Below are 23,708 nucleotides of genomic sequence, written 5' to 3'. Positions count from 1 at the left end.
AAAGACCCGGCATCGTCCGGGTCTTTTTTCGTTCGCGGGAATCGGGTGGTTCCCGCCGCTCCCTTCTGCGACATCCGGGCCGCAGGAAACCAGCAAGGGAGAATTCCATGCCCCGTCTCGACAACAAGATCGCCATCATCGCCGGCGCCAGTTCCGGTATCGGCCGCGCCGCCGCGCTTCTCTTTGCCCGGCAGGGCGCAAGGCTCGTGCTGTCCGCCCGCAGGCGCGGGCAGCTCGAAGAGCTCGCCAGCGACATCCGCGCGGCAGGTGGCGCCGCCATTGCGGTGCCGGGCGACGTGAGCGAGGAGGCGCACCACAAGGCGCTGGTCGACGCGGCGCAGGCCGAATTCGGCGGCCTCGACATCGCCTTCAACAATGCGGGCACGACAGGCCCGGTCGGTCCTCTCACCGGCCTTTCGCTTGCCGAATGGCAGAACGTCGTCGCCGTCAACCTGACCAGCGGCTTCCTTGCCGCCAAGTACCAGCTGCCGGCTCTGGAGGCGCGGGGTGGCGGCAGCCTCGTCTTCACCTCGACCTTCGTCGGCTACACGGCGGGTTTTCCGGGGCTTGCCGCCTATGCCGCCTCGAAATCCGGCCTTGTCGGCCTCGTGCAGGTGCTGGCCTCGGAATACGGGCGCAAGGGCATCCGCGTGAATGCGCTGCTGCCGGGCGCGACGGACACGCCGATGGGGCGGGAGGTGGCGAACACGCCGGAGGCCCGCGATTTCATCGCCGGCCTCAATGCCTTCAAGCGCATCGCCGCGCCGGAGGAGATTGCCCAGGCGGCGCTCTTCCTCTGCTCGGATGCCTCCAGCTTCACGACCGGCACGGCGATGCTCGTCGACGGCGGCGTGTCGATCAACCGGGTCTGAGGCTCACAGGGGGAATCAGGGCCTTGCGGGAGTGATTCCGTTTCGCGCCACAAGCGCCTGAAACGGCATCATTTTTCCCGCTTCAGGCGAGCCAGCGCGCGAGGCGGTCGACCGCCTCGCTCATCTCCTCGAAGGATCCGGCATAGGAGAAGCGCATCGTATGATGCCCGTCCTGCGGATCGAAATCGGCGCCGGGCGTCGCCGCGACATCGGTCTCCGCCAGCATGCGGCGGGCGAAGGCCATGCTGTCATTGGTGAAGCGGCTGACATCCACATAGGCGTAGAAGGCACCGTCCATCGGCGAGGCGACGGCAAAGCCGATTTCCGGCAGGCGCTTCACCAGGAAGTCGCGGTTCTCCCGGTAGGCGTCGCGATAGACGTTGAGTTCCGCCTCCGCCCCCAGCGCGGCCTCCGCCGCGATCTGCGAAAGCTCCGGTGCGGAGATGTAGAGGCTCTGCGCGATACGCTCGACCGGGCGCACCAGCGCTTCCGGCAGCACCATCCAGCCGATGCGCCAGCCCGTCATGCAATAGTATTTCGAGAAGGAGTTGATGATGACCGCCTCCTCGCCGAATTCCAGCGCCGTCGCCTCTTCGCCGACGAAGGTGAGGCCGTGATAGATCTCGTCCGAGATGAAGGCGATGCCGTTGTCCCGGCAATAGGCAGAGAGCGCGGAAAGGTTGGCGCGGCCGGTTACCGTGCCGGTCGGATTGGCGGGGCTGGCGAGCAGCACGCCATCGATGCGGCCATGGGCGGCGGCGGCCGCTTCCAGCGCTGCCGGCGTCAGCGTGAAGCCGTTCTCCGCGTTTACCTCTATCTCCACCGTCTCGATGCCGAGCGCGGCGAGGATGTTGCGATAGGCGGGGTAGCCGGGCCGCGCGATGGCGACGCGGTCGCCGGCATCGAACAGCGCCAGGAAAGCGAGGTTGAAGCCGGCCGACGAGCCCGTCGTGATGGCGATTCGGCCCGGATCGACGGAAACGCCGTGATGGCGCCGGTAAAAATCGGAAATGGCGCGGCGCAGCGAAAGCAGGCCGAGCGCATCCGTATAGCCGATGCGGCCGACGTCGAGCGCGCGGCGGGCCGCCTCTCGCGCCGCCTCCGGCGCGGGATGCACGGGCTGGCCGACGGCCATGGAGATCACCGGCCGGCCGGCGGCACGGCGCTTCGTCGCCTCGGCCAGCACATCCATGGCGTGAAAGGGTTCGACGGCGCCGCGGCGGGAGAGTTTCATGAGACTGCCTTCCGGTTCTTCGGGTCGCGTCTTCCTGCCGCAAGATGCCCGCCTTCACAATCCCGCGAGAGCCGAAAATCCGCCGTTTTTACCCTATCGTTTGCGCCTGCCCGGCCATAAGGTCGTTGAAGGCGCCGCGGCCCGCATTGACGTGCAGGGCCGCCAATGGCACTTCTCCGGCGCATCACGACGAGGACAGGAAAGACATGACATTCAAGACGAAGCTCGCGGCCACCGTAGCCCTTACCCTTTCGGTCGCAGCCCCCCTGCCCGCCCTTGCCCTCGACGATGCGCAGAAGAAGGAAATCGGCGAGTTCATCAAGGAATACCTCGTCGAGAACCCGGAGATCCTGCTGGACGTGCAGGAAGCCCTGCAGAAGAAGCAGGAAGCGCAGCAGCAGGCGAAGGCCCAGTCCGCCATCACCGACAACGAGAAGGCGATCTTCTCCTCGCCCTACGACATCGCGCTCGGCAACCCGAAGGGCGACGTCACCATCGTCGAGTTCTTCGACTACAATTGCGGCTACTGCAAGCGCGCGCTCTCCGACATGGACGAGATCCTGAAAGAGGACAGCAACGTCCGCTTCGTGCTGAAGGAACTGCCGATCCTCGGCCCCGATTCGCTCGCCGCCCACAAGGTGAGCGCCGCCGTGCGTGACCTCGCGCCGGAAAAATACGGCGAATTCCACCGCGCGCTGCTTGGCAACGAGGGGCGTGCAACGGAGGAAAGCGCCATCGCGCTTGCCGCAACGATGGGCCTTGCCGAGGCGGATGTCCGCAAGACCATGGCCGACAAGCCGCATGACGGCGCGGTGCGCGAGGCCTATTCGCTGGCCAACGAACTCGGCATCACCGGCACGCCCTCCTACGTGCTCGGCCAGGAGATGGTGTTCGGCGCGGTGGGCGCGGACGATCTTCGCGAAAAGATCGCCAATGTGAGGGCCTGCGGCAAGGCGACCTGCTGAAACCGCCATCTTCCTGCCATGCTGGCCGTGTTCAGCCGTTGCTGCTTGTGGACATTGCCTCCTTTGACCGGCAAAGCCCCTGCCCTTGGGGCTTTCCCTGTGGAAACCGCCGGTCTATAGGTACTTGTCTTTCCAGCATGCGGAATTGTGAATGGCTTCCACCCTGTTCGTGCTCAACGGTCCCAACCTGAACGCCCTCGGCAAACGCGAACCCGGCATCTATGGCGGGCATACGCTTGCGGACATCGAGGCGCTCTGCAAGGCGGAGGGCGAGAGGCTGGGCTTTGCCGTCGAGTTCCGCCAGTCCAACCATGAAGGCGACCTGGTCGACTGGATCCACGAAGGCGGCGACACCGCCGCCGGCATCGCCATCAACGCCGGTGCCTATACCCACACATCGATCGCCCTGCACGACGCCATCCGCGCCATCAAGATCCCGGTGGTCGAACTGCACCTTTCCAATGTGCATGCCCGCGAAGAATTCCGCCACACGTCGATGATCGCACCCGCCGTCAAGGGCGTCATCTGCGGTTTCGGCGCGCACAGCTATATCCTTGCGCTTCACGCGCTTTCGTCCATCACGAAATAAGAAAAACAAGAGGCTCATTTCCATGGCTGACAAGAAACACGGCATCGATCAGGCGCTCATCCGCGATCTCGCCAACATCCTCAACGAGACGGACCTCACCGAGATCGAAGTGGAGCAGGACGACCTGCGCATCCGCGTCTCGCGCGCCGGCACGCCGCAATTCGTCCAGGCGCCGATCGCCGCGCCCGCTCCGGCCTTCGCCGCACCGGCTGCCGTCGTCGCCGCTCCGGTCGCCGATGCGCGCAGCAACAAGAACGCCGTCACGGCGCCGATGGTCGGCACGGCCTATCTCTCGCCCGCCCCGGGCGCCCGCCCCTTCATCGAGGTCGGCGCGAGCGTCAAGGAAGGCCAGACCATCCTCATCATCGAAGCCATGAAGACGATGAACCAGATTCCGGCGCCGCGCTCCGGCAAGGTCACCGAAATCCTCGTCTCGGATGCAAGCCCCGTCGAATACGGCGAACCGCTGATCGTCATCGAATAAGGCGGCCCCCATGATCTCCAAAGTCCTCATTGCCAACCGCGGCGAAATCGCCCTTCGGGTCCTTCGGGCCTGCAAGGAGCTCGGCATCGCCACGGTCGCCGTGCATTCGACGGCAGATGCCGACGCCATGCATGTGCGCCTCGCCGACGAGAGCGTGTGCATCGGCCCGCCCCCGTCGCGCGAGAGCTATCTGAACATCCACCAGATCGTCGCGGCCTGCGAGATCACCGGCGCCGACGCCGTGCATCCGGGCTACGGCTTCCTCTCGGAAAACGCCAAGTTCGCGGAAATCCTCGACGCGCACGGCATCACCTTCATCGGCCCGACGGCGGAGCACATCCGCATCATGGGCGACAAGATCACCGCCAAGCAGACGGCGCAGGAACTCGGCATCCCCGTCGTTCCCGGCTCCGACGGCGAGGTGAAGCCGGAGAACGCCCTGGAAGTCGCCCGCAAGATCGGCTTTCCCGTGCTCATCAAGGCCACCGCCGGCGGCGGCGGCCGCGGCATGAAGGTCGCCAAGTCCGAGGTGGACCTTGAAGAAGCCGTCTCCACGGCCCGCTCCGAGGCGCTCGCCGCCTTCGGCAACGACGCCGTCTACATGGAAAAGTATCTCGGCAAGCCGCGCCATATCGAAATCCAGGTCGTCGGCGACGGCATGGGCAATGCCGTGCATCTCGGCGAGCGCGACTGCTCGCTGCAGCGCCGCCACCAGAAGGTCTGGGAAGAGGCCAACTCCCCCGCCCTCAATGTGGAACAGCGCATGAAGATCGGCCAGGTCTGCGCCGATGCCATGAAGAAGCTGAAATACCGCGGCGCCGGCACGATCGAGTTCCTCTACGAGAACGGCGAGTTCTACTTCATCGAGATGAACACCCGCCTGCAGGTGGAGCACCCGATCACCGAGGCGATCACCGGCATCGACCTCGTGCACGAGCAGATCCGCGTCGCCTCCGGCGCCGGCCTTTCGGTCAGCCAGGAAGACATCGTCTTTTCCGGCCATGCCATCGAGTGCCGCATCAATGCGGAGGACCCGCGCACCTTCGTTCCCTCGCCGGGCACGATCACGCATTTCCATGCGCCGGGCGGCCTTGGCGTGCGCGTCGATTCGGGCGCCTATCAGGGCTATAAAATCCCGCCCTACTACGACAGCCTGATCGGCAAGCTCATCGTGCACGGCCGCACCCGCGTCGAATGCATGATGCGCCTGCGCCGCGTGCTGGACGAATTCGTCATCGACGGCATCAAGACGACACTGCCGCTCTTCCAGGACCTGATCGGCAACCAGGACATCGCCAACGGCGACTACGACATCCACTGGCTGGAGAATTATCTGGCCAGCAAAACCGACGCCTGAGGGGCGTCGGTCATGGCAGGGCGACGCAGCCGGCACCCGGAAATCACCCCGGACCTGCTTCTGCGCGCCTATTCCATCGGGCTCTTCCCGATGGCCGATTCGGCCGACGACCCGGAGCTGTTCTGGGTCGAGCCGGACATGCGGGGCGTCATCCCGCTCGATGAGTTCCACGTCTCGCGCAGCCTCGCCAAGACGATCCGCAAGAAGCCCTTCGACATCCGCTTCGACACCGCCTTCGACGCCGTGCTCGCGTCTTGCGCGGCGGCTGCGCCGGATCGGCCGTCGACCTGGATCAACGCCAAGATCAGGTCGCTCTACGGCACGCTGCACCGCATGGGCCACGCCCATTCGGTCGAAGCCTGGGAGGGGGAAAACCTCGTCGGCGGCCTCTACGGCGTCTCGCTCGGTGCCGCCTTCTTCGGCGAGAGCATGTTCTCGCGGCGCACGGATGCGTCGAAGATCTGTCTCGTGTATCTCGTCGAACGGCTGAAGGCGCGCGGCTTCCGGCTGCTCGACACGCAGTTCACCACCGAGCACCTGAAGTCGTTCGGCGCGATCGATGTGCCGAAAATCGAGTATGAGGACATGCTGGCGAACGCCTTGGCCTCGCCGCATCTGCCGTTTTGACGAAAAGGCGTGCCGTGGGTCGTGGGTCCTCGGGTCAAGCCCGAGGATGACAGCGCGGAGGCATTGTCTCGAAGACTATCGAATGGTGCGGCATGCGGAAGCGTTTCTTTATCTTTCCGCGCCCCTCCCTCCGTCATCCTCGGGCTTGACCCGAGGATCCACAGCCGCAGACGCAACGTTCGTGGAAAGCGCCTTACTGCGCCTTCGCCTGGGAATCTTCCGGCGGCGGCACGTCGGACTTTGCCTTGCACTCGGTCAGCCAGACGTCATAGACGGCGTGCTCGACGGCGTTGAGGCCGGGGCTGTCGGCGAACATCCAGCCGGTGAAGATGCGGCGGATCTTGCGGTCGAGCGTGATCTCGTCGACCTCGACGAAGGAGGTCACCTTCTGCGCCTCGGTGTCGTCCCGGCTGTAGCAGACCTTCGGGGTCACCTGGAGCGCGCCGAACTGCACGGTCTCGCCGATATAGACGTCGAAATTGGTGATGCGGCCGGTGATCTTGTCGATGCCGGAGAAGACGGCGACCGGGTTCTCGATGCGGGCGGCCTCGGCGGCCACGGGCATCAGCCCGGCGCCCGCGGCGGCCACGGCAAGCGCGGCGACAAGGAACCGCCATCGGGCGTTTGCCGAGAAAAACCCTGATGTCATGAATGCCATCTCCTGCGAACCGCCCCGGCGTTCGCCGGTCGCTTGGAGCTGAAGCATTTCCGCTTTTCCCCGAAAAGCGGAAATGCTCTAACTCATTGTTTTAACGCAATTCCCGACGCAAAACCGCTACGCACTTTTGCTGGAATTGCTCTAGCGGCGAAATGTGGCCAAATCGGTATCAGTTGCCCGGAGTCCAGGCGTCGTAGTCGCCCGTCACGCGCGGGCGCTCGCCGGCGGCGGCAAGCGAACCCGGCGGGCGGTAGGCCTGGGCGGTGCCGGTCGGGTTCTGGCGGTGCGGCTTTTCCCACTCGCGGGCCTGGTACGTCTCGTCGGCCGGGGAAACGTCGGTGCGGTGGTGCATCCAGCCATGCCAGCCCGCGGGAATGGCCGAGGCTTCGGCATAACCGTTGTAGATCACCCAGCGGCGCGTGCGGCCTTCGGAATCCTTGCCGCCCTGGTAATAGACATTGCCGAATTCGTCCTGGCCGACCCGGGTGCCGAAGCGCCAGGTGTGAAAGCGGGTGCCGATCGTCTGACCGTTCCACCAGGTGAAAATCTGCTTGAGAAGGTTCATGGGCTGGCGTCCTTGGCAGGGCCGTGCCGGAAGCGCGGCCCGAGACTGTTGGGCCGCCCGCGGAAAGCGGGCGATCTTTCTTTCGCTTATGGCGCGAGACCACCGGAATGTCCAGCGATTCCCGCCCCTTCGCCCCCGGCTTTTCGCCGCGGGTCAGCCGCCGAGCGGCTTCTCGTAGACATCAAGCGGCACGCCGGAGACGGCGTCCGCCGTATGCTGCGCCTCGCCCACCTTGGCAAAGCCGTGCGCCTGGTAGAAGGCAACCGCCGCCTCGTTGCGCGGATCGACCTCCAGGAGCATGGTGCTGGCATCCGGGAAGCAGGTCTCGAGCTCGGCGAACATGTCGCGGCCGATGCCCTGGCGCTGGTAGCGCGGCAGCACGTAGAGCTGATGCAGGAACGCCACCTTCGGCCGGTCCTTCGCCATGGCCGCATACCCCATGCCGGCAAGCTCCCTGCCGTTGTCGGCGACGACGAACTCGCTGTCCTTGCGCTCCAGCCGGGCCTTCAGCGCGGGCACGGCATGCCAGCGCGCGGTGATCTCGCTCACCTTGTCGGCGCCGTAAAGCGCGTCATAGGTGGCGTGCCACGTCTCGGCCAGGAGCGCGCTGACCTTCGCCAGATCGCGCTCGGAGGCCGTGCGGACGAAGAACATGGAAAATTCCTTTGTTTCGAAGCGATTCCGGACGGAAAACCGCTTCACACCTTTCCTGGAATCGCGTCAGTCCTCGATGCCGAGCTTGGCCTTGACGAGGGCCTGCACCGCCTGCGGGTTGGCCTTGCCGCCGGTCGCCTTCATCACCTGGCCGACGAACCAGCCGGCAAGCGTGGGCTTGGCCTTCACCTTCTCGACCTGGTCCGGATTGGCGGCGATGATCTCGTCGACGGCCTTCTCGATGGCGCCGGTATCCGTCACCTGCTTCAGGCCGCGCGCCTCGACGATCTCGGCCGGGTTGCCGCCCTCGTTCCAGACGATCTCGAAGAGGTCCTTGGCGATCTTGCCGGAAATCGTTCCGTCCTTGATGAGATCGATGATCTGCCCAAGCTGTCCGGGTGAAACCGGAGTCTCTTCAATGGCCTTGCCGGCTTTGTTCAAGGCGCCCAGCAGGTCGTTGATGACCCAGTTGGCGGCAATCTTGCCGTCGCGGCCGGCGGCCACGGCCTCGTAGTAGTCGGCGATCGCCTTTTCCGAGACGAGCACCGAGGCGTCGTAGACGGACAGGCCCAAATCCTTGACGAAGCGGATCTTCTTGTCGTCGGGCAGTTCCGGCAGGCCGGCGAGCAGCTTGCCGACGAACTCGTTGTCGAATTCCAGCGGCAGGAGGTCCGGATCGGGGAAATAGCGGTAGTCGTGCGCGTCTTCCTTCGAGCGCATGGAGCGCGTCTCGCCCTTGCCGGGATCGAAGAGGCGGGTTTCCTGGTCGATGGTGCCGCCGTCCTCCAGGATGCCGATCTGGCGGCGGGCTTCGTATTCGATCGCCTGGCCGATGAAGCGGATGGAGTTGACGTTCTTGATCTCGCAGCGCGTGCCGAAGGGCTCGCCCGGACGGCGCACGGAGACGTTGACGTCGGCGCGCATGGAGCCCTCGTCCATATTGCCGTCGCAGGTGCCGAGATAGCGCACGATGGAGCGCAGCTTCGTCATGTAGGCCTTGGCCTCGTCGGACGAGCGCATGTCCGGCTTGGAGACGATCTCCATCAGCGCGACGCCCGAACGGTTGAGGTCGACATAGGACATGGTCGGATGCTGGTCGTGCATCGACTTGCCGGCATCCTGCTCCAGATGCAGGCGCTCGATGCCGATCTCGATGTCTTCAAAGTTGCCCTGGCGGTCGGGCCCGAGCGAGATCGTGATCTTGCCCTCGCCGACGATCGGGTCCTTGAACTGGGAGATCTGGTAGCCCTGCGGCAGGTCCGGATAAAAGTAGTTCTTGCGGTCGAAGATCGAGCGGTGGTTGATCTGCGCCTTCAGGCCGAGGCCGGTGCGCACGGCCTGCCTGACGCATTCCTCGTTGATGACCGGCAGCATGCCCGGCATGGCTGCATCGACGAGCGAGACGTTGGCGTTCGGCGCCTTGCCGAATTCGGTGGAGGCGCCGGAGAACAGCTTGGAATTGGAGAGGACCTGGGCGTGCACCTCCATGCCGATGATGACCTCCCAGTCGCCGGTGGCGCCGGGGATCAAGCGTTTCGGATCGGGGGTGCGGACGTCGACGATGGTCATGGGATGCTCTTTGCGAAAGCCTCGGATTTGCCTGCCTCGGTAGAACATATGGCCGGCCGGTGCAAGGCTTTGCCGCATATCCGGCCCCTCTTCCCCCCGGCCGCCGGTTGACAGGCGGAACGATTCGTAACTATTATTGTTACATGAAAAGAAACAGCCGCCTTTCCGCCGTGCTCCACGCCCTCATGCACATGGCCGAGCGCGAGGCGCCGATGACCTCGGACGACCTTGCGCTCTGCCTCGACACCAACGCCGTCGTCGTCCGGCGCACCATGGCCGGCCTTCGCGAGGCCGGCATCGTGCAGTCCGGCCGCGGCCATGGCGGCGGCTGGCATTTTGCCCGGCCGCTCGCCGACATCTCGCTGCTCGACATCTACAACGCGCTCGGCGAGCCGATCGTCTTCCAGATCGGCCCGGCGACGGAAATGCCGGGCTGCGTTGTCGAGCAATCCGTCAACCGGGTGATCGGCGAGGCGCTGAAGGATGCCGAGGCGATGCTGATGGCGCGCTTCGCCGGCACGACGCTCGCCGACCTCGCCGCCGATTTCCGGGTGGCGGCGAAACGCTGCCGGGCCGATACCGGCTAAGCGGGAACGCCCTGCCGATACCCTGCATCGAACGACCGAGACCCCTCGGGCGCGCGATGCCGCATGTTCCACAGAAAGGATGAACCATGACCGAAGATGCCATCATCATCGGCGGGGGCTTTGCCGGCCTTTCCGCCGCCCTGCAGCTCGCCCGCGCCCGCCGCCGCATCACCGTTCTCGACACCGGCGAGCCGCGCAACCGCTTCGCCGCCCGTTCGCACGGCTTCCTTGCCCAGGACGGCCGGCCGGGCCGCGACATCCTCGCCGATGCCCGCCGGCAGCTTGCCGCCTACGGGACCGTCACCTTCCGCGACGTGCCGGCCGAGCGGCTGGAGGGCGAGAAGGACGCCTTCTCCGTCGCCACCGGCGACGGCGGGCGGATCGAGGCGCGCCGCGTGCTGCTTGCCACCGGCTTCGAGGACCAGTTGCCGGCGATCCCCGGCCTTGCCGAACGGTGGGGCAAGACCGTGCTGCATTGCCCCTATTGCCATGGCTACGAGGTCGGCGGCGGCCCGGTCGGCGTCCTGGCGCGCACCGCCGAGGCGGCGCGCTTTGCGGCGGTGGTCGCCGACTGGGGCAATGTCACGCTCTTCACCAACATGGCGCCGGAGCCGGACGATGCGGCCCTTGCCGTGCTCGCCGAGCGCAATGTGAAGCTCCGGCCGGGCCGCGTCACCGCCATCGCCGACGGGCCGGACGGCATGCTGTCCGTCGAGACCGGGCCGGGCATCCCGACCCTGGTCAAGGCGCTCTTCGTGATGCCGGAGGCGCAGGTGCGGAGCGCCATTCCGGCCGAGCGCGGCCTGACGCTGAAGGAGACGCCGATCGGCAACATCCTCCACACCGACGACATGGGTCAGACCTCCCTGCCCGGCCTCTATGCGGCCGGAGACATCGCGCTCGGGCCGGCGAACATCTCGCTTGCCGCGGCCAGCGGGGTGAAGACCGCCGTCTTCCTGCATCACTCCCTGATCTGGCCGGCGCATTGACCTTTGCGGATGTCCCGGCTATTTCGGAGCATCCGCAAATGGAGTCTTGATGTCCAATTCGTCTGAGGCCTGCTGAGGACCCTGCCCGCCACAGCGTGCGCGCAGGGTCTGGAAAAACGATGAGCCCTGCCACCTTTCGGGTGGCGGAACGTTTTTTCGCGTTCATCCGAACGCCGGACGGATTCTCAAGACAATGGACATTTCGCGCGCCGAACAGCGCATTCTCCACCTGCTCGCCCAGGGCGGCAGGATCGATATCGAAAAAGACGACAACCGGAAGATCATGACGGTCGCCTGCATCACGCGGGACGGCTGGCGGGCAAGCGGCCTCGACATCGACCTCTTTCGCAAACTGAAACGCCGGCGGTGCATCGCCTCCTCCGGTGGTAGGCCCTATCGCATCACGCAACGCGGCCTGGAGCTCGTACGCTCCCAGCAGGACAACCAGTGAACCGGCGGGAGGCGCGGCGAATGCCCGCCTCCCCTCAGAACACGCCTGGCCCGTAGCCGACCGGTTCGTCCGCGACGAACTGCCGGCGCAGGCCGACCGATTCGACGTCGCGGTCGAGGCGCTCGGAATAGTCGATGGACAGCCAGTTCACGCTGTAGCCGTGCTTCTGGAAGAAACCCACGGCCGCCGTGTTGCGGGCATGGGTCTGGAGGCGCGCCGCCTCGAAGCCCGCCGCGACGATCTCGGCTTCCATGGCCGCGAGCAGGGCGGAGCCGAGGCCCTTGTTCTGCTGCGGCGGATCGATCCAGAGGTCGCTGATCTCGTCGTCCAGCGCCTCGCGCGAGGCCCAGCCGGCCGGCCGGCCATCGGCTTCCGCGACGCTGACCCGAAGCCAGTGACGGCCGAGGAACTGCTGGAAGGCATTGCGGGCATAGTCGCGCCGCACCTGGAGGTCGGCGACGCCGACGACGGCCTGTTCCCAGGCTCGAACGCCGATTTCGACGAGAGCGGGAACGTCATCCTCACGGGCATTGCGAATGGCGATCATGCGGCCAGCCCTTTCCGGTGCCATGAAAGCACTGCCCGAGAGACTTGGCGAGGGAAACGAAAGGCTATCCACGGGGATGATGGGAGGGATTGGAAAATGCGGCGGTGAAATCGGCGTCCAAAGGCGGCGCCCCCACCTTTCTTCCGTCATGCCCGGACGTGATCCGGCATGACGGAAGAACAGCTTTGAGGCTATCCGCCCCTTACCACCACTTGGCCGGCGTGAAGCGGCCGGCGGCCTTTTCGATGACATGCGCGGTCTTGAAGAGGACGTCCTCCTCGAAGGGCTTGCCGATGAGCTGGAGGCTGAGGGGCAGGCCCTTGTGATCGAGGCCGGCGGGCACGGACAGGCCCGGCAGGCCCGCCATGTTCACCGTGACGGTGAAGATGTCCTGCAGGTACATCTTGACCGGATCGGATGCGAGTTCCTCGTCGGCGATGCCGAAGGCGGAGGACGGCGTGGCGGGGGTCAGGATCGCGTCGACGCCGGCATTGAAGGCGAGCTCGAAGTCGCGCTTGATCAGCGTGCGGACCTTCTGCGCCTGGAGGTAGTAGGCGTCGTAGTAGCCGGCCGACAGCACATAGGTGCCGATCATGATGCGGCGCTTGACCTCTTGGCCGAAGCCGGCCGCGCGGGTCTTCTCATACATGTCGACGATGTCCTTGCCGTCGACGCGCAGGCCGTAGCGCACGCCGTCATAGCGGGCAAGGTTCGACGAGGCTTCGGCGGGCGCGACGATGTAATAGGCCGGCAGCGCGTATTTCGTGTGCGGCAGGGAAATGTCGACGACCTCGGCGCCGGCCTCCTTCAGCCAGGCGATGCCCTGCTGCCAGAGCGCCTCGATCTCCTCGGGCATGCCTTCGACGCGGTATTCGCGCGGAATGCCGATGCGCATGCCCTTCAGCGACTGGCCGAGCGCGGCTTCGTAATCCGGCACCGGCAGGTCGACGGAGGTGGTGTCCTTGGCATCGACGCTCGCCATGGATTTCAGCAGGATCGCCGCATCGCGCACGTCGCGGGCGATGGGGCCGGCCTGGTCGAGCGAGGAGGCGAAGGCGACGATGCCCCAGCGCGAGCAGCGGCCATAGGTCGGCTTGATGCCGACGGTGCCCGTGAAGGCGGCGGGCTGGCGGATGGAGCCACCGGTATCCGTCGCCGTGGCGCCGGCGCACAGGAACGCGGCGACGGCCGCCGCCGAGCCGCCGGACGAGCCACCCGGCACCAGATCGGCATTGGAGCCGGTGGCGCGCCACGGGTTCTTGACCGCGCCGTAATAGGAACTCTCGTTGGAGGAGCCCATGGCGAACTCGTCCATGTTCAATTTGCCGAGCATGACGGCGCCGTCGTTCCAGAGGTTCTGGGTGACGGTCGATTCGTATTTCGGGCGAAAGCTGTCGAGGATGTGGCTGCAGGCCTGGGTGTGCACGCCCTCGGTCGCGAACAGGTCCTTGATGCCAAGGGGGATGCCCTCCAGCGCGCCGGCCCTGCCGGCTGCGATGCGGGTGTCGGAAGCCTTCGCCATGTCGCGCGCCTTGTCCGGCGTCACGGTAACATAGGCGTTGATGACAGGGTTCGCCGCCTCGATCGCGCCAAGATAGGCGTCCGTCAGCTCGACGGCGGTGATCTCCTTGGCGCCGAGCTTTTCGCGGGCTTCGGCAATGGTCAGGCGGGTCAGATCGGTCATGGGAAGGCTACTTTCGGATTCGGACGGCTCGGGCGACGAAGAGGACGTTACTCGACGACCTTCGGGACCTGGAAGAAGTTGCGGTCGGAGGCCGGCGCATTGGCGACGATATCGTCCGCCTTGTTGCCGTCGTTGACGACGTCCTCGCGCTTCTTCATCTCCATCGGCGTGACGGAGGTCATCGGCTCGACGCCGCTAACATCGACTTCGGACAGTTGCTCGACAAAGCCGAGGATACCGTTCAGCTCGCCGGTCATGCGGTTTGCCTCTTCCTCGCTGACGGCGATGCGGGCAAGGCGCGCGACGCGCTTCACGGTGGCTAGATCTACGGACATGAGTGGTCTCCGCTCAGAAATTTCTACCCGCTATACTGACCAAGCCCAAGGGGCGCAACGGGGGAATGGCCCCTTCCACGCCCCCTCGCCCGTTTTCCGGCCGCTCAGCGCGAGACCACGCTGCCGACGCCCGGCACCTCGATCTTCGCCGAAGCGCCGTCCATCGCCTTGACGAAAAGATCGGCCGTCGGCGCCAGCAGGCCGAAGGAGCCGTAATGGCAGGGGATGACCGTGTCGAACGTGAAGAAGCGCTGGCAGGCGAGCGCGGCGACGGCACCGCCCATGGTGAAGCGGTCGCCGATCGGCACGAGGCCGATTTCCGGCTGGTGCAGCTCGTTGACCAGTGCCATGTCGGAAAAGATGTCGGTGTCGCCCATGTGATAGAGCGTCGGCTCGTCCTCGAAATGCAGGACAAGGCCGTTGGCATTGCCGAGCGAATGGGAGACGCCGTCCTCGGTGATCTGCGCGGAGGAATGCAGCGCATTGACGAAGGTGGTCGAGAAACCGTCGAAATGCACGGTGCCGCCGGTATTGCCCATGTCGACCTTTTCCACGCCCTTGGCGCCGAGCCAGGCCGCAAGGTCCGCATTGGCGAGCACGGTCGCGCCGGTCTCCTTCGCGATCCCGATCGTGTCGCCGACATGGTCGCCATGACCGTGGGTCAGCAGGATATGGGTAAGGCCCGCCACCGCGTCCTTGCGGGTCGCCTCGTCGAAGGCGGGATTGCCGGTAAAGAACGGATCGATCAGGATCCTGGCTTTCGCCGTTTCGATCCGGAAGGCGGAGTGGCCGAGCCAGGTGATTTTCATGCTTGTTCTCCCGTTTGGATCCTTGGCGCAATATAGAACCGGCGAAGGCCGTTTCCATCCATCGCCGGATCGTTATAAGCGTGGCCTTGAAGATGGAGCAACATGCAAGGAGCCGCCATGAGCGACGACGACTATATCTATGACGAGGCGACCGGCGAATGGCGGCCGGCATCCGAAATCGCCGCGGAGAAGGCGGCCCGAAACCAGGTGCGCGATGCCAGCGGCACCGTGCTTGCCGATGGCGATTCGGTCGTGCTCATCAAGGACCTGAAGGTGAAGGGCGCCGGCCAGACGCTGAAGCAGGGCACGGTGATCAAGTCGATCCGCCTCACCGACAATCCGGACGAGATCGACTGCCGGCACGAGACGATCAAGGGGCTGGTCCTGCGCACGGAATTCGTGCGCAAGCGCTGAGAGGGGCCGTCATGGCAACGCTGACACTGGAAGAACTGGCCGCAACGCTCGCGCCCGGCCAGCCGATCGCCGGCCTAGACCTCGGCACCAAGACCATCGGGCTTTCGGTCTCCGATCTTGGCCGGAGGCTGGCGACGCCGCGGCCGGTGCTCAAGCGCGTGAAGTTCACCCAGGATGCCGAGGTGCTGCTGGCCTTCGCGGCGAAGGAGAAGGTCGCCGCCTTCGTCATCGGCCTGCCGATGAACATGGACGGCAGCGCCGGGCCGCGCGTCCAGGCGACGCGCGCCTTCGTGCGCTCCATGGCCGACAAGACCGACATTCCCTTCGTCTTCTGGGACGAGCGGCTGTCGACGGTGGCGGCGGAGCGCACGCTGATCGAGATGGACGTGTCGCGCAAGAAGCGGGCCGAACGCATTGATTCGGCCGCCGCCTCCTTCATCCTTCAGGGCGCGCTGGACAGGCTCTCGTCGCTGGCAAGGGCGGCGGGCGCGGACTGACGGCGGGCCTGCCACCAGGCGGCAATCTTCCTGCGGCGCCGGAAGGCGATGATGCCGAGCACGAGGAAGCTGTCGACGATGATGGCGCGCAGCACCAGCGGCGGCAGGTCCTCCGGCGGGATGCCGAGGATATGGCCGTAGATCTGGAACACCAGGTCATGCGCATCGCGCGTCAGCATGAAGAAGCCGAAGCTCATGTCGTAATAGGAAAGCCCGTACCAGCTTCCGAGCAGCGCAATGGGGCCGGCCCAGAGAATCAGGAACCACTTCATGCCGCCCTCCTCTTCGGTGCGAGAAGGTCGCCGGCCGCAAAGACGATCTCGCTGACCGCCACGCCCGCGGCGATGACGAGAAGCGGAACGACGATATCCACCGCCACGAAACAAAACAGGGTCGTCATGACCGAAATCCGGGCCGTTCTGGCCATAGGCTGCACTCGCTCACATGGTTAACACCAGGTAAACGGCACCTTCACCCGTTAACCCTGTTCGCGCAACGCAAACCCGTCATTAAGGTTAATTTCCACACGGGTCCCGTCGGAGGTGAGCCTTGCAAGCCCGCGCAAGGCGTGGAATGAGCAGCGACCATCCCTCGCCCGCCCGGTTGCCATGCTCGCCATCTTCGAAAGCATCCTTCCCGTCTTCCTGCTCGTCGTGCTGGGGGTCTTCCTCAAGCGCTGGCGGCTGATCGACCGCGACATGTGGAACGGGCTCGAGCAGCTCGGCTTCTTCGTGCTGTTCCCCTGCCTGCTCTTCACGACGCTCGCCAAGGCGGAATTCTCCGGCATCGCCGCCGGCAGCGTGGCGCTCGGCTCCATCGGCTCCGTGACGCTCATCGCGGCGCTCCTGGCCCTCGCCTGGCCGCTTTTTCGCGCCGCGCAGGTTCCGGGCGCGTCGTTCACCTCCGTTTTCCAGACCTCGACACGCTGGAACGCCTTCATCGCGCTGGCGATCGGCGAAAAACTCTACGGCGCGGACAGCCTTGCCCTCGTCGCGCTCGTGGCGACGCTGATCATCATTCCCCTCAATTTCTACAATATCGCCGTTCTCGTCTGGTTCGGCGGCGGCACGCGCAGCCTCAGGACGTTCGCACAGAAAATCGTCACCAACCCGATGATCATCGGCTCGGTGCTCGGCGTTGCGATCAACCTCTTGGAAATCCCGATCTACGCGCCGCTGATGCAGGCGACGGAACTCGTCGCCGACACCTCGCTCAGCCTCGGCCTGATCATGGTCGGCGCCGGGCTGAAGCTCGCCGATGCGCTGAAACCCCGGCCGCTGGCGTTGCTGCCGGTCGCATTGAAGCTCGTGTTCATGCCGCTGGTCATGACGGCGGCCGCCTATGCGCTCGGCATGCGCGGCGAGCCGCTGCTGACGATCGCCATGGGGGCGAGCGTACCGACGGCCATGAACGGCTATGTGCTGGCCAAGCAGATGGGCGGCGACGCGCCGCTCTATGCCGCCGTCGCCACGCTGCAGACCATCGCCTCGTTCTTCACGATCCCCGTCGTGCTGGCGACGACCGCCTACCTTGCCGGCGGATAGAGCAGGTCGACGATATAGGCCGAATCGAAGCGCGAATCGAGCATGCCGTAGGTCGAGCGCCAGCCCGAAGCGAGGCGCGTTTCGAGGAAGGCATCGGCTATGCGGCCGGCACCGGCACGGTAGAGCTCGGCCGCGGCGGCGGCAAGCGCCAGTTGCTCGACCAGCATGCGGGCCGCCCCCTCGTCACGCTCGCAGAGCGACAGCGCCGCGCGCAGCACGTCGACCGTCTTCTTGCCGGCCGGGCCGAGATCGCGGGCAAGCCCGGCGAACAGCATCTCGAACAGGTCCCTGCCCCGGCCGATGACGCGCATCAGGTCGAGCGCCATGACATTGCCCGAGCCCTCCCAGATCGCATTGACCGGCGCCTCGCGGTAATGCCGCGCGATCGGCCGCTCCTCGACATAGCCGCTGCCGCCGATGCATTCCATCGCCTCGTAGATGAGGGCGGGCGCGATCTTGCAGCACCAGTATTTCGTCACCGGCGTCATGATGCGGGCATAGGCGGCGTCCTCGGCGCTGTCGCGCGCCTTGTCGAAGGCCTCCGCCAGGCGCAGGGAGAGCGCGGTCGCGGCCGCGACGTCGAGCGCCATGTCGGCGAGCACGCGCGTCATGATCGGCTGGGCGACCAGCGGCTTGCCGAAGACGCTGCGGCCGCGCGTGTGGTGCACGGCCTCTGCGAGCGAGGCGCGCATGATGCCGGAGGAGGCCAGCGCGCAGTCGAGCCGCGTCAGCGTCACCATGTCGAGGATGGTGCGGATGCCGGCATCGGGCGTGCCGAGCAGGAAGCCGAAGGTTTCCGAGAACTCGACCTCGGACGAGGCGTTGGAGCGATTGCCGACCTTGTCCTTCAGGCGCTGGAAGCGCAGGCCGTTGCTGGAGCCGTCCTCCAGCAGGCGCGGCACGAGGAAGCAGCCGACCCCCTCGCGGGTCTGGGCGAGCATGACGAAACCGTCGCTCATCGGCGCCGACATGAACCACTTGTGGCCGGAGAGCCGGTAGATGCCCTCGCCGACGCGCTCGGCGGTGGAGGTGTTGGCGCGCACATCCGTGCCGCCCTGCTTTTCCGTCATGCCCATGCCGATGGTGACGGCGCTCTTCTGCATGGCGGGCTTGTTGGTGCTGTCATACTTGCGCGACAGGATTTTTCGGCCCCATTCGCGCTGCACCTGCGGCGAGACGGAAAGGGCGGCGACCGAGGCGCTGGTCATCGTCAATGGGCAGAGATGGCCGCATTCGAGCTGGGCGGTGAGGTAGAAGCGCACGGCGCGCGCCTTGTGCGCCCTGCCCTTCTCGTCCGGCACGTTCTCCCACAGCGAGGAATGCAGGCCGCTCGCCATGGAGCGGCGCATCAGCGCGTGCCAGGCGGGATGGTAGTCGACGACGTCGAGGCGCTCGCCGCGCGGGCCATGCGTGCGCAATTGCGGCACGCCCTCGTTCGCCATGCGGGCGAGTTCCTGCGCCTCCGGCGAGGTCACGTAGCGGCCGATCGCGTCGAACTCGTCGCGCAGGCTCTTCGGCATGACGTCGGTGGCATCGACCAGCAGCGGGTCGGAGCGATAGGCATTGATGCCCGACCAGAGCGGCGGCTGGTTGAGATCGGCGAGTTTCTGTTCGGTCGTCTTGTCGCGAGTCATGAGCGGGTTCTAGCCCAAGTCGCGGCGGGGCGAAACGGGGCCTTGCGGCTGCCGACGCGCTCGGCTTCACAAAAGCGTGGGAATGCGCGGGCTCGCCGCCGCTTCGCCTTGCCGCGGGGGAACCGACACTCTATAGACCCCGCGTATCCACGACAGTTGAGGCGGAGTTTCATGGACTTCTTTCCGCATCGCCACCTTCTCGGCATCAAGGGCCTGACCGAGCAGGAGATCACCCACCTGCTCGACCGCGCCGACGAGGCGGTGAAAATCTCCCGGCAGCGGGAGAAGAAAACGTCGACCCTTCGGGGCCTGACACAGATCAACCTGTTCTTCGAAGCCTCCACGCGCACGCAATCCTCCTTCGAGCTTGCCGGCAAACGCCTCGGCGCCGACGTGATGAACATGTCGGTCGGCAATTCCTCTGTGAAGAAGGGCGAGACGCTGATCGACACGGCGATGACGCTGAACGCCATGCACCCGGACGTGCTGGTCGTGCGCCATTCCTCCGCCGGTGCCGCCGCGCTTCTCGCGCAGAAGGTCTCCTGCTCGGTGGTCAATGCCGGCGACGGCCAGCACGAGCACCCGACCCAGGCCCTGCTCGACGCGCTGACCATCCGCCGCGCCAAGGGCAAGCTCTCGCGCATCATCGTCGCGATCTGCGGCGACGTGCTGCATTCGCGCGTCGCCCGCTCGAACATCCTGCTGCTCAACGCCATGGGCGCGCGCGTGCGCGTCGTGGCGCCTGCAACGCTGCTTCCCTCCGGCATCGCCGACATGGGGGCGGAGGTCTACCATTCCATGGCGGAAGGCCTGAAGGATGCCGATGTGGTAATGATGCTGCGCCTGCAGCGCGAGCGCATGTCCGGCGCCTTCGTGCCCTCGGTGCGCGAATATTTCCACTATTACGGGCTCGATGCGGAAAAGCTGAAGGCGGCGAAGGAGGATGCGCTCGTCATGCATCCCGGGCCGATGAACCGCGGCGTGGAGATCGCCTCCGAGATCGCCGACGGGCCGCAGAGCGTCATCGAGCAGCAGGTCGAGATGGGCGTCGCCGTCCGCATGGCCGTGATGGAAACGCTTCTCGTTTCGCAGAACCAGGGTGTCCGCGCATGACCCGCACCACCGTCCTGAAGAACCTCCGCATCCTGGACCCCTCGCGCAACGTGGATGAAAACGGCTCCATCGTCATCGAGAACGGCAGGATCGCCGCCATCGGCAGCGGCGCGCAGAACCAGGGCGCACCCGAAGGCGCCGAGCTCGTCGACGGCCGCGGCCTCATCGCCGCCCCCGGCCTGGTCGATGCCCGCGTCTTCGTCGGCGAGCCCGGCGCCGAGCACCGCGAGACGATCGAATCGGCCTCCCGCGCCGCGGCGGCCGGCGGCGTCACCACCTTCATCACCATGCCGGACACCGATCCCGTCATCGACGACATCGCGCTCGTCGAATTCGTGCTGAAGAACGCGCGCGACAAGGCGATCGTCAACATCCACCCGGCCGCGGCCCTCACCAAGGGGCTTGCCGGCGAGGAGATGACCGAATTCGGCCTCCTGAAGGATGCCGGCGCCGTCGCCTTCACCAATGGCCGCAACCCGATGCACAATGCGCAGGTGCTGCGCCGGGCCATGACCTATGCCCGCGAATTCGGCAGCGTCATCGCGCTCGAAACCCGCGACAAGTATCTCGGCGCCGGCGGCGTGATGAACGAGGGGTTGCTCGCAAGCTGGCTCGGCCTTTCCGGCAGCCCGCGCGAGGCCGAACTGATCCCGCTCGAACGGGACCTGCGCATCGCCGGCCTGACGCGCGGCAAGTACCATGCGGCGCAGATCTCCGTGCCGGAATCGGCCGAAGCGGTGAAGATCGCGAAGGAACGCGGTGCAGACGTCACCTGCGGCATCTCGATCAACCACCTGACGCTGAACGAGAACGACATCGGCGAATACCGCACCTTCTTCAAGCTCTCCCCGCCGCTGCGCGGCGAGGACGACCGCAAGGCGATGGTCGACGCGCTCGCCCGCGGCGAGATCGACATCATCGTCTCCTCGCACGACCCGCAGGACGTCGACACCAAGCGCCTGCCCTTCGCGGACGCCGCCGACGGTGCGATCGGCCTCGAGACCATGCTGGCGGCGGCGCTCAGGCTGCACCACAGCGGCGAGGTTCCGCTGATGCGGCTCCTCGATGCGCTCTCGACGCGGCCGGCGCAGATCTTCGGCCTCGATGCCGGCACGCTTTCGCCCGGCGCGCGCGCCGACATCGTGCTGATCGATCCCGACGAGCCCTGGCTTGCCACCAAGGACCGCTTCGTCTCGCGCTCGAAGAACACGCCCTTCGAAGATGCCCGCTTTACGGGACGCGCGATTAGCACCTATGTTGCCGGCAAACGGGTGTATTCGCTGGACTGAACGGGACGTCGGACCGGCGGAGAGCGTGGATCCTCGGGTCGAGCCCGAGGATCCACGCCCCGCATGCAGACATTGGAACGGGGGAACTGACGTGTCCGACATCTTCACCTGGCAGCTCGGCGCCCTGCCGACGCTCGCCGCCCTCGCCTTCGGCTATCTCCTCGGCTCCATCCCCTTCGGCCTGATCCTCACCCGCATGGCCGGGCTCGGCGACGTGCGCCAGATCGGCTCCGGCAATATCGGCGCGACGAACGTGCTGCGCACCGGCAACAGGAAGCTTGCCGCGGCGACCCTGCTGCTCGACGCCCTCAAGGGCACGGCAGCCACCGCCATCGCTTCACGCTGGGGGCTCGATGCCGGCCTTGCGGCGGGCCTTGCCGCCTTCCTCGGCCATCTCTTTCCCGTCTGGCTCGGCTTCAAGGGCGGCAAGGGGGTCGCGACCTATGTCGGCCTGCTGCTCGGCCTCGTGCCTGTCATGCTCGCCGTCTTCGCCGCCGTCTGGATCGGCCTTGCCTATCTGACGCGCTATTCGTCCCTTTCGGCCCTGGTTGCAACCGCCGTATCACCGGTTGTATTGTGGTTTCTCGGTCACGAGAAGGTGGCGGTGCTCTTCCTGCTGCTCACGCTCATCACCTGGTGGAAGCACAGCGCCAATATCAGCCGCCTCCTGAACGGCACGGAAAGCAAGATCGGCAGCAAGGGATAGAGATGGACGAGCGCGGCGCAAGGACACGGGGCATTGCGCTGACGGAACGACAGAGGATCGCCTGGCTGCGCCTCATCCGCAGCGACAATGTCGGGCCGGTCACCTTCCGCGAGCTCATTAATCACTTCGGCAGCGCCGAGACGGCGCTGGAGATGCTGCCGGAGCTTTCCCGTCGCGGCGGCGCCTCGCGCGCCATCCGCGTCGCCAGCCGGGCCGAGGCCGAGCGCGAACTCGACATCGCCGACCGGCACGGTGCCGCCTTCGTCGGCATCGGCGAACCCGACTATCCCTTCCTCCTGCGGCAGATCGACGGCGCGCCGCCGCTCTTGGCCGTCAAGGGCAACCGGGCCGTCGCGGCGGCACCGGCCGTTGGCATCGTCGGCGCACGCAACGCGTCCCTGTCGGGCACGAAATTCGCCGGCCTGCTTGCACGCGAGATCGGGCGGGCGGGCTATACCATCATCTCGGGCCTTGCCCGCGGCATCGATACGGCCGCCCATCGCGCCAGCCTCGACACCGGTACGGTCGCGGCCATGGCGGGCGGGCTCGACAAACCCTATCCGCCGGAAAACATCGGCCTGCTTGCAGAAATCACCGAAGGGCAAGGCCTCGCCATCAGCGAAATGCCCTTCGGCTGGGAGCCGCGCGCCCGGGACTTTCCCCGCCGCAACCGGCTGATCGCCGGCATGTCGCTCGGCCTGGTGGTGGTGGAGGCGGCGGTGCGCTCCGGCTCGCTGATCACCGCGCGCAACGCGGCGGATTTCGGCCGGCTGGTCTTCGCCGTGCCCGGCTCGCCGCTCGATCCGCGCTGCGAAGGCACGAACGGTCTTCTCAAGGACGGCGCGACGATCACCACCACGCCCGAGGATGTCCTGGAAAGCCTGCGCCCGCTATCCGAGCCCGACCTTTTCACCCCCCGCCCCGGCGCCGACGAACCCGCCGAGGACACACCGCCCGCCCTGCGGCTTCCCCCAGGCGATGGCGAACGGGCGCGCATAACGGACGCCTTGAGCCAGGTGCCGGCCGAAATCGACGAGATCATCCGCTATACCGGCATCGCCGCCGCGACCGTCTATCTCGTTCTCCTAGAACTTGATCTTGCCGGCCGGCTTCAGCGGCATGCCGATGGCCGGGTCTCGATGACCCCGGACTGAAAGCGGCCTGAGGCCGGTCAGGATGTCGCCTGCCTCGACATAGGCCATCTCGATCAGATAGCCCAGCATGTCGGCGCCTTCGTTTTTCACGACCGTGCGCAGCTCGCCCAGCATCTGCCGGGTGTAGGCAAGGTTTTCCTCTGTGGTGTGTGGCGGGAGGGCGGACTTGGCTGGTTTCGGGTTCATAGCGCTTCCGTTGCACCTACGTTTAAGAATCACCGTCAGGTTGCAATTCCTATACCCAGGGAAAGATACAACGATTATTCATAATTGCAATCTCTGATTAATCTCGCAATGGTTGTATCTCGTTGCATCCCACTAATTTCACCCCTGCCTCTTGACCGGAACGCTTTGTCTGTTCATGTCGAGACACGACTTTCC

The 23,708-nt window shown here is 65.9% G+C and carries 29 protein-coding genes; 16 read left to right on the top strand and 13 right to left on the bottom strand.

What is annotated here, in order from left to right:
* The first annotated feature begins 107 nt into the window (after nt 1-107).
* A complete protein-coding gene (locus EV665_RS05610; protein WP_133033363.1) occupies nt 108-872 on the top strand; it encodes an SDR family oxidoreductase in 765 nt (254 codons plus the stop codon).
* A gap of 82 nt (nt 873-954) precedes the next feature.
* Here the strand turns inward: EV665_RS05610 and EV665_RS05605 are convergent, their stop codons facing one another.
* Nucleotides 955-2,106, bottom strand: a complete 1,152-nt coding sequence (locus EV665_RS05605) for a pyridoxal phosphate-dependent aminotransferase (protein WP_133033362.1) — start codon at nt 2,104-2,106, stop codon at nt 955-957.
* Nucleotides 2,107-2,312: 206 nt separating this feature from the next.
* On the opposite strand from EV665_RS05605, the gene EV665_RS05600 reads away from it, so the two are divergent.
* The 5 genes from EV665_RS05600 to aat all read left to right on the top strand — a co-directional run bounded on the left by EV665_RS05600 (nt 2,313) and on the right by aat (nt 6,128).
* Nucleotides 2,313-3,071 carry a DsbA family protein gene (locus EV665_RS05600; protein WP_133033361.1) on the top strand — a complete coding sequence of 253 codons (759 nt, stop codon included), beginning with the start codon at nt 2,313-2,315 and terminating at the stop codon, nt 3,069-3,071.
* 151 nt (nt 3,072-3,222) lie between these two features.
* Nucleotides 3,223-3,660, top strand: a complete 438-nt coding sequence (aroQ, locus tag EV665_RS05595; protein WP_064329824.1) for a type II 3-dehydroquinate dehydratase — start codon at nt 3,223-3,225, stop codon at nt 3,658-3,660.
* A 22-nt stretch (nt 3,661-3,682) separates the two neighbouring features.
* Nucleotides 3,683-4,144: an acetyl-CoA carboxylase biotin carboxyl carrier protein gene (gene accB, locus EV665_RS05590; RefSeq protein ID WP_133033360.1), complete on the top strand. Its 462-nt coding sequence runs from the start codon at nt 3,683-3,685 to the stop codon at nt 4,142-4,144.
* Nucleotides 4,145-4,154: 10 nt separating this feature from the next.
* Nucleotides 4,155-5,501 carry an acetyl-CoA carboxylase biotin carboxylase subunit gene (accC, locus tag EV665_RS05585; RefSeq protein WP_133033359.1) on the top strand — a complete coding sequence of 449 codons (1,347 nt, stop codon included), beginning with the start codon at nt 4,155-4,157 and terminating at the stop codon, nt 5,499-5,501.
* Between the two features lie 12 nt (nt 5,502-5,513).
* On the top strand, nt 5,514-6,128 hold the full coding sequence (aat, locus tag EV665_RS05580; protein WP_133033358.1) for a leucyl/phenylalanyl-tRNA--protein transferase: 615 nt from the start codon (nt 5,514-5,516) through the stop codon (nt 6,126-6,128).
* Between the two features lie 193 nt (nt 6,129-6,321).
* On the opposite strand, the gene EV665_RS05575 is transcribed toward aat, so the two are convergent.
* From EV665_RS05575 to gatB, 4 genes are all read right to left on the bottom strand, one after another.
* Nucleotides 6,322-6,777 carry a DUF2155 domain-containing protein gene (locus EV665_RS05575; RefSeq protein WP_133033357.1) on the bottom strand — a complete coding sequence of 152 codons (456 nt, stop codon included), beginning with the start codon at nt 6,775-6,777 and terminating at the stop codon, nt 6,322-6,324.
* 178 nt (nt 6,778-6,955) lie between these two features.
* Nucleotides 6,956-7,351, bottom strand: a complete 396-nt coding sequence (locus EV665_RS05570; RefSeq protein ID WP_064329820.1) for an NADH:ubiquinone oxidoreductase subunit NDUFA12 — start codon at nt 7,349-7,351, stop codon at nt 6,956-6,958.
* A 153-nt stretch (nt 7,352-7,504) separates the two neighbouring features.
* Nucleotides 7,505-8,005 carry a GNAT family N-acetyltransferase gene (locus tag EV665_RS05565; protein ID WP_064332482.1) on the bottom strand — a complete coding sequence of 167 codons (501 nt, stop codon included), beginning with the start codon at nt 8,003-8,005 and terminating at the stop codon, nt 7,505-7,507.
* A 66-nt stretch (nt 8,006-8,071) separates the two neighbouring features.
* Nucleotides 8,072-9,574, bottom strand: a complete 1,503-nt coding sequence (gatB, locus tag EV665_RS05560; protein WP_133033356.1) for an Asp-tRNA(Asn)/Glu-tRNA(Gln) amidotransferase subunit GatB — start codon at nt 9,572-9,574, stop codon at nt 8,072-8,074.
* Between the two features lie 143 nt (nt 9,575-9,717).
* Here gatB and EV665_RS05555 point away from each other — a divergent pair, with 143 nt between their 5' ends.
* From EV665_RS05555 to EV665_RS05545, 3 genes are all read left to right on the top strand, one after another.
* Nucleotides 9,718-10,161: an Rrf2 family transcriptional regulator gene (locus tag EV665_RS05555; RefSeq protein WP_133033355.1), complete on the top strand. Its 444-nt coding sequence runs from the start codon at nt 9,718-9,720 to the stop codon at nt 10,159-10,161.
* 86 nt (nt 10,162-10,247) lie between these two features.
* On the top strand, nt 10,248-11,150 hold the full coding sequence (locus EV665_RS05550) for an NAD(P)/FAD-dependent oxidoreductase (RefSeq protein WP_133033354.1): 903 nt from the start codon (nt 10,248-10,250) through the stop codon (nt 11,148-11,150).
* A gap of 193 nt (nt 11,151-11,343) precedes the next feature.
* Nucleotides 11,344-11,601, top strand: a complete 258-nt coding sequence (locus tag EV665_RS05545) for a YjhX family toxin (RefSeq protein ID WP_064329817.1) — start codon at nt 11,344-11,346, stop codon at nt 11,599-11,601.
* A gap of 34 nt (nt 11,602-11,635) precedes the next feature.
* On the opposite strand, the gene EV665_RS05540 is transcribed toward EV665_RS05545, so the two are convergent.
* The 4 genes from EV665_RS05540 to EV665_RS05525 form a co-directional block, all read right to left on the bottom strand.
* The gene (locus tag EV665_RS05540) at nt 11,636-12,148 is read right to left on the bottom strand and encodes a GNAT family N-acetyltransferase (RefSeq protein ID WP_133033353.1); all 513 of its coding nucleotides are present in this window, start codon (nt 12,146-12,148) and stop codon (nt 11,636-11,638) included.
* A gap of 202 nt (nt 12,149-12,350) precedes the next feature.
* Entirely contained in the window at nt 12,351-13,832 is a 1,482-nt protein-coding gene (gene gatA, locus EV665_RS05535; protein WP_133033352.1) for an Asp-tRNA(Asn)/Glu-tRNA(Gln) amidotransferase subunit GatA, read from the bottom strand.
* A gap of 47 nt (nt 13,833-13,879) precedes the next feature.
* Nucleotides 13,880-14,167, bottom strand: coding sequence for an Asp-tRNA(Asn)/Glu-tRNA(Gln) amidotransferase subunit GatC (gatC, locus tag EV665_RS05530; protein WP_064329814.1), 288 nt, complete (start codon nt 14,165-14,167; stop codon nt 13,880-13,882).
* 104 nt (nt 14,168-14,271) lie between these two features.
* Nucleotides 14,272-14,976, bottom strand: coding sequence for a metal-dependent hydrolase (locus EV665_RS05525; RefSeq protein ID WP_064329813.1), 705 nt, complete (start codon nt 14,974-14,976; stop codon nt 14,272-14,274).
* 117 nt (nt 14,977-15,093) lie between these two features.
* On the opposite strand from EV665_RS05525, the gene EV665_RS05520 reads away from it, so the two are divergent.
* Both EV665_RS05520 and ruvX read left to right on the top strand, forming a co-directional pair.
* Entirely contained in the window at nt 15,094-15,390 is a 297-nt protein-coding gene (locus EV665_RS05520) for an alkylphosphonate utilization protein (protein WP_064329812.1), read from the top strand.
* 11 nt (nt 15,391-15,401) lie between these two features.
* Nucleotides 15,402-15,887 (top strand): Holliday junction resolvase RuvX, encoded by a 486-nt coding sequence (gene ruvX, locus EV665_RS05515; RefSeq protein WP_133033351.1) that lies wholly within the window; start codon nt 15,402-15,404, stop codon nt 15,885-15,887.
* Here the strand turns inward: ruvX and EV665_RS05510 are convergent.
* A complete protein-coding gene (locus EV665_RS05510; protein WP_133033350.1) occupies nt 15,833-16,159 on the bottom strand; it encodes a DUF6105 family protein in 327 nt (108 codons plus the stop codon). The two genes, ruvX and EV665_RS05510, sit on opposite strands and share 55 nt — an antisense overlap.
* Nucleotides 16,156-16,287, bottom strand: coding sequence for a hypothetical protein (locus tag EV665_RS33065; RefSeq protein WP_256388511.1), 132 nt, complete (start codon nt 16,285-16,287; stop codon nt 16,156-16,158). The genes EV665_RS05510 and EV665_RS33065 overlap by 4 nt, the downstream gene beginning before the upstream one ends.
* A 208-nt stretch (nt 16,288-16,495) precedes the next feature.
* On the opposite strand from EV665_RS33065, the gene EV665_RS05505 reads away from it, so the two are divergent.
* Entirely contained in the window at nt 16,496-17,431 is a 936-nt protein-coding gene (locus tag EV665_RS05505) for an AEC family transporter (protein WP_064329809.1), read from the top strand.
* Here EV665_RS05505 and EV665_RS05500 read toward each other — a convergent pair.
* Nucleotides 17,413-19,065, bottom strand: a complete 1,653-nt coding sequence (locus tag EV665_RS05500; protein WP_133033349.1) for an acyl-CoA dehydrogenase family protein — start codon at nt 19,063-19,065, stop codon at nt 17,413-17,415. The two genes, EV665_RS05505 and EV665_RS05500, sit on opposite strands and share 19 nt — an antisense overlap.
* 171 nt (nt 19,066-19,236) lie before the next feature.
* Here EV665_RS05500 and EV665_RS05495 point away from each other — a divergent pair, with 171 nt between their 5' ends.
* The 4 genes from EV665_RS05495 to dprA all read left to right on the top strand — a co-directional run bounded on the left by EV665_RS05495 (nt 19,237) and on the right by dprA (nt 23,327).
* Entirely contained in the window at nt 19,237-20,178 is a 942-nt protein-coding gene (locus EV665_RS05495; RefSeq protein WP_023512782.1) for an aspartate carbamoyltransferase catalytic subunit, read from the top strand.
* Nucleotides 20,175-21,467 (top strand): dihydroorotase, encoded by a 1,293-nt coding sequence (locus tag EV665_RS05490; protein ID WP_133033348.1) that lies wholly within the window; start codon nt 20,175-20,177, stop codon nt 21,465-21,467. The genes EV665_RS05495 and EV665_RS05490 overlap by 4 nt, the downstream gene beginning before the upstream one ends.
* Before the next feature lie 100 nt (nt 21,468-21,567).
* On the top strand, nt 21,568-22,173 hold the full coding sequence (gene plsY / locus EV665_RS05485) for a glycerol-3-phosphate 1-O-acyltransferase PlsY (protein WP_245507649.1): 606 nt from the start codon (nt 21,568-21,570) through the stop codon (nt 22,171-22,173).
* Between the two features lie 2 nt (nt 22,174-22,175).
* Nucleotides 22,176-23,327, top strand: coding sequence for a DNA-processing protein DprA (gene dprA / locus EV665_RS05480; RefSeq protein WP_133033346.1), 1,152 nt, complete (start codon nt 22,176-22,178; stop codon nt 23,325-23,327).
* On the opposite strand, the gene EV665_RS05475 is transcribed toward dprA, so the two are convergent.
* On the bottom strand, nt 23,259-23,513 hold the full coding sequence (locus EV665_RS05475; protein WP_133033345.1) for a hypothetical protein: 255 nt from the start codon (nt 23,511-23,513) through the stop codon (nt 23,259-23,261). The genes dprA and EV665_RS05475 overlap by 69 nt on opposite strands.
* Between the last annotated feature and the right edge of the window lie 195 nt (nt 23,514-23,708).

This window comes from Shinella granuli (assembly GCF_004341885.1).
Classification (GTDB): domain Bacteria; phylum Pseudomonadota; class Alphaproteobacteria; order Rhizobiales; family Rhizobiaceae; genus Shinella; species Shinella granuli.
This window is presented reverse-complemented; position numbering and strand designations above follow the sequence as displayed.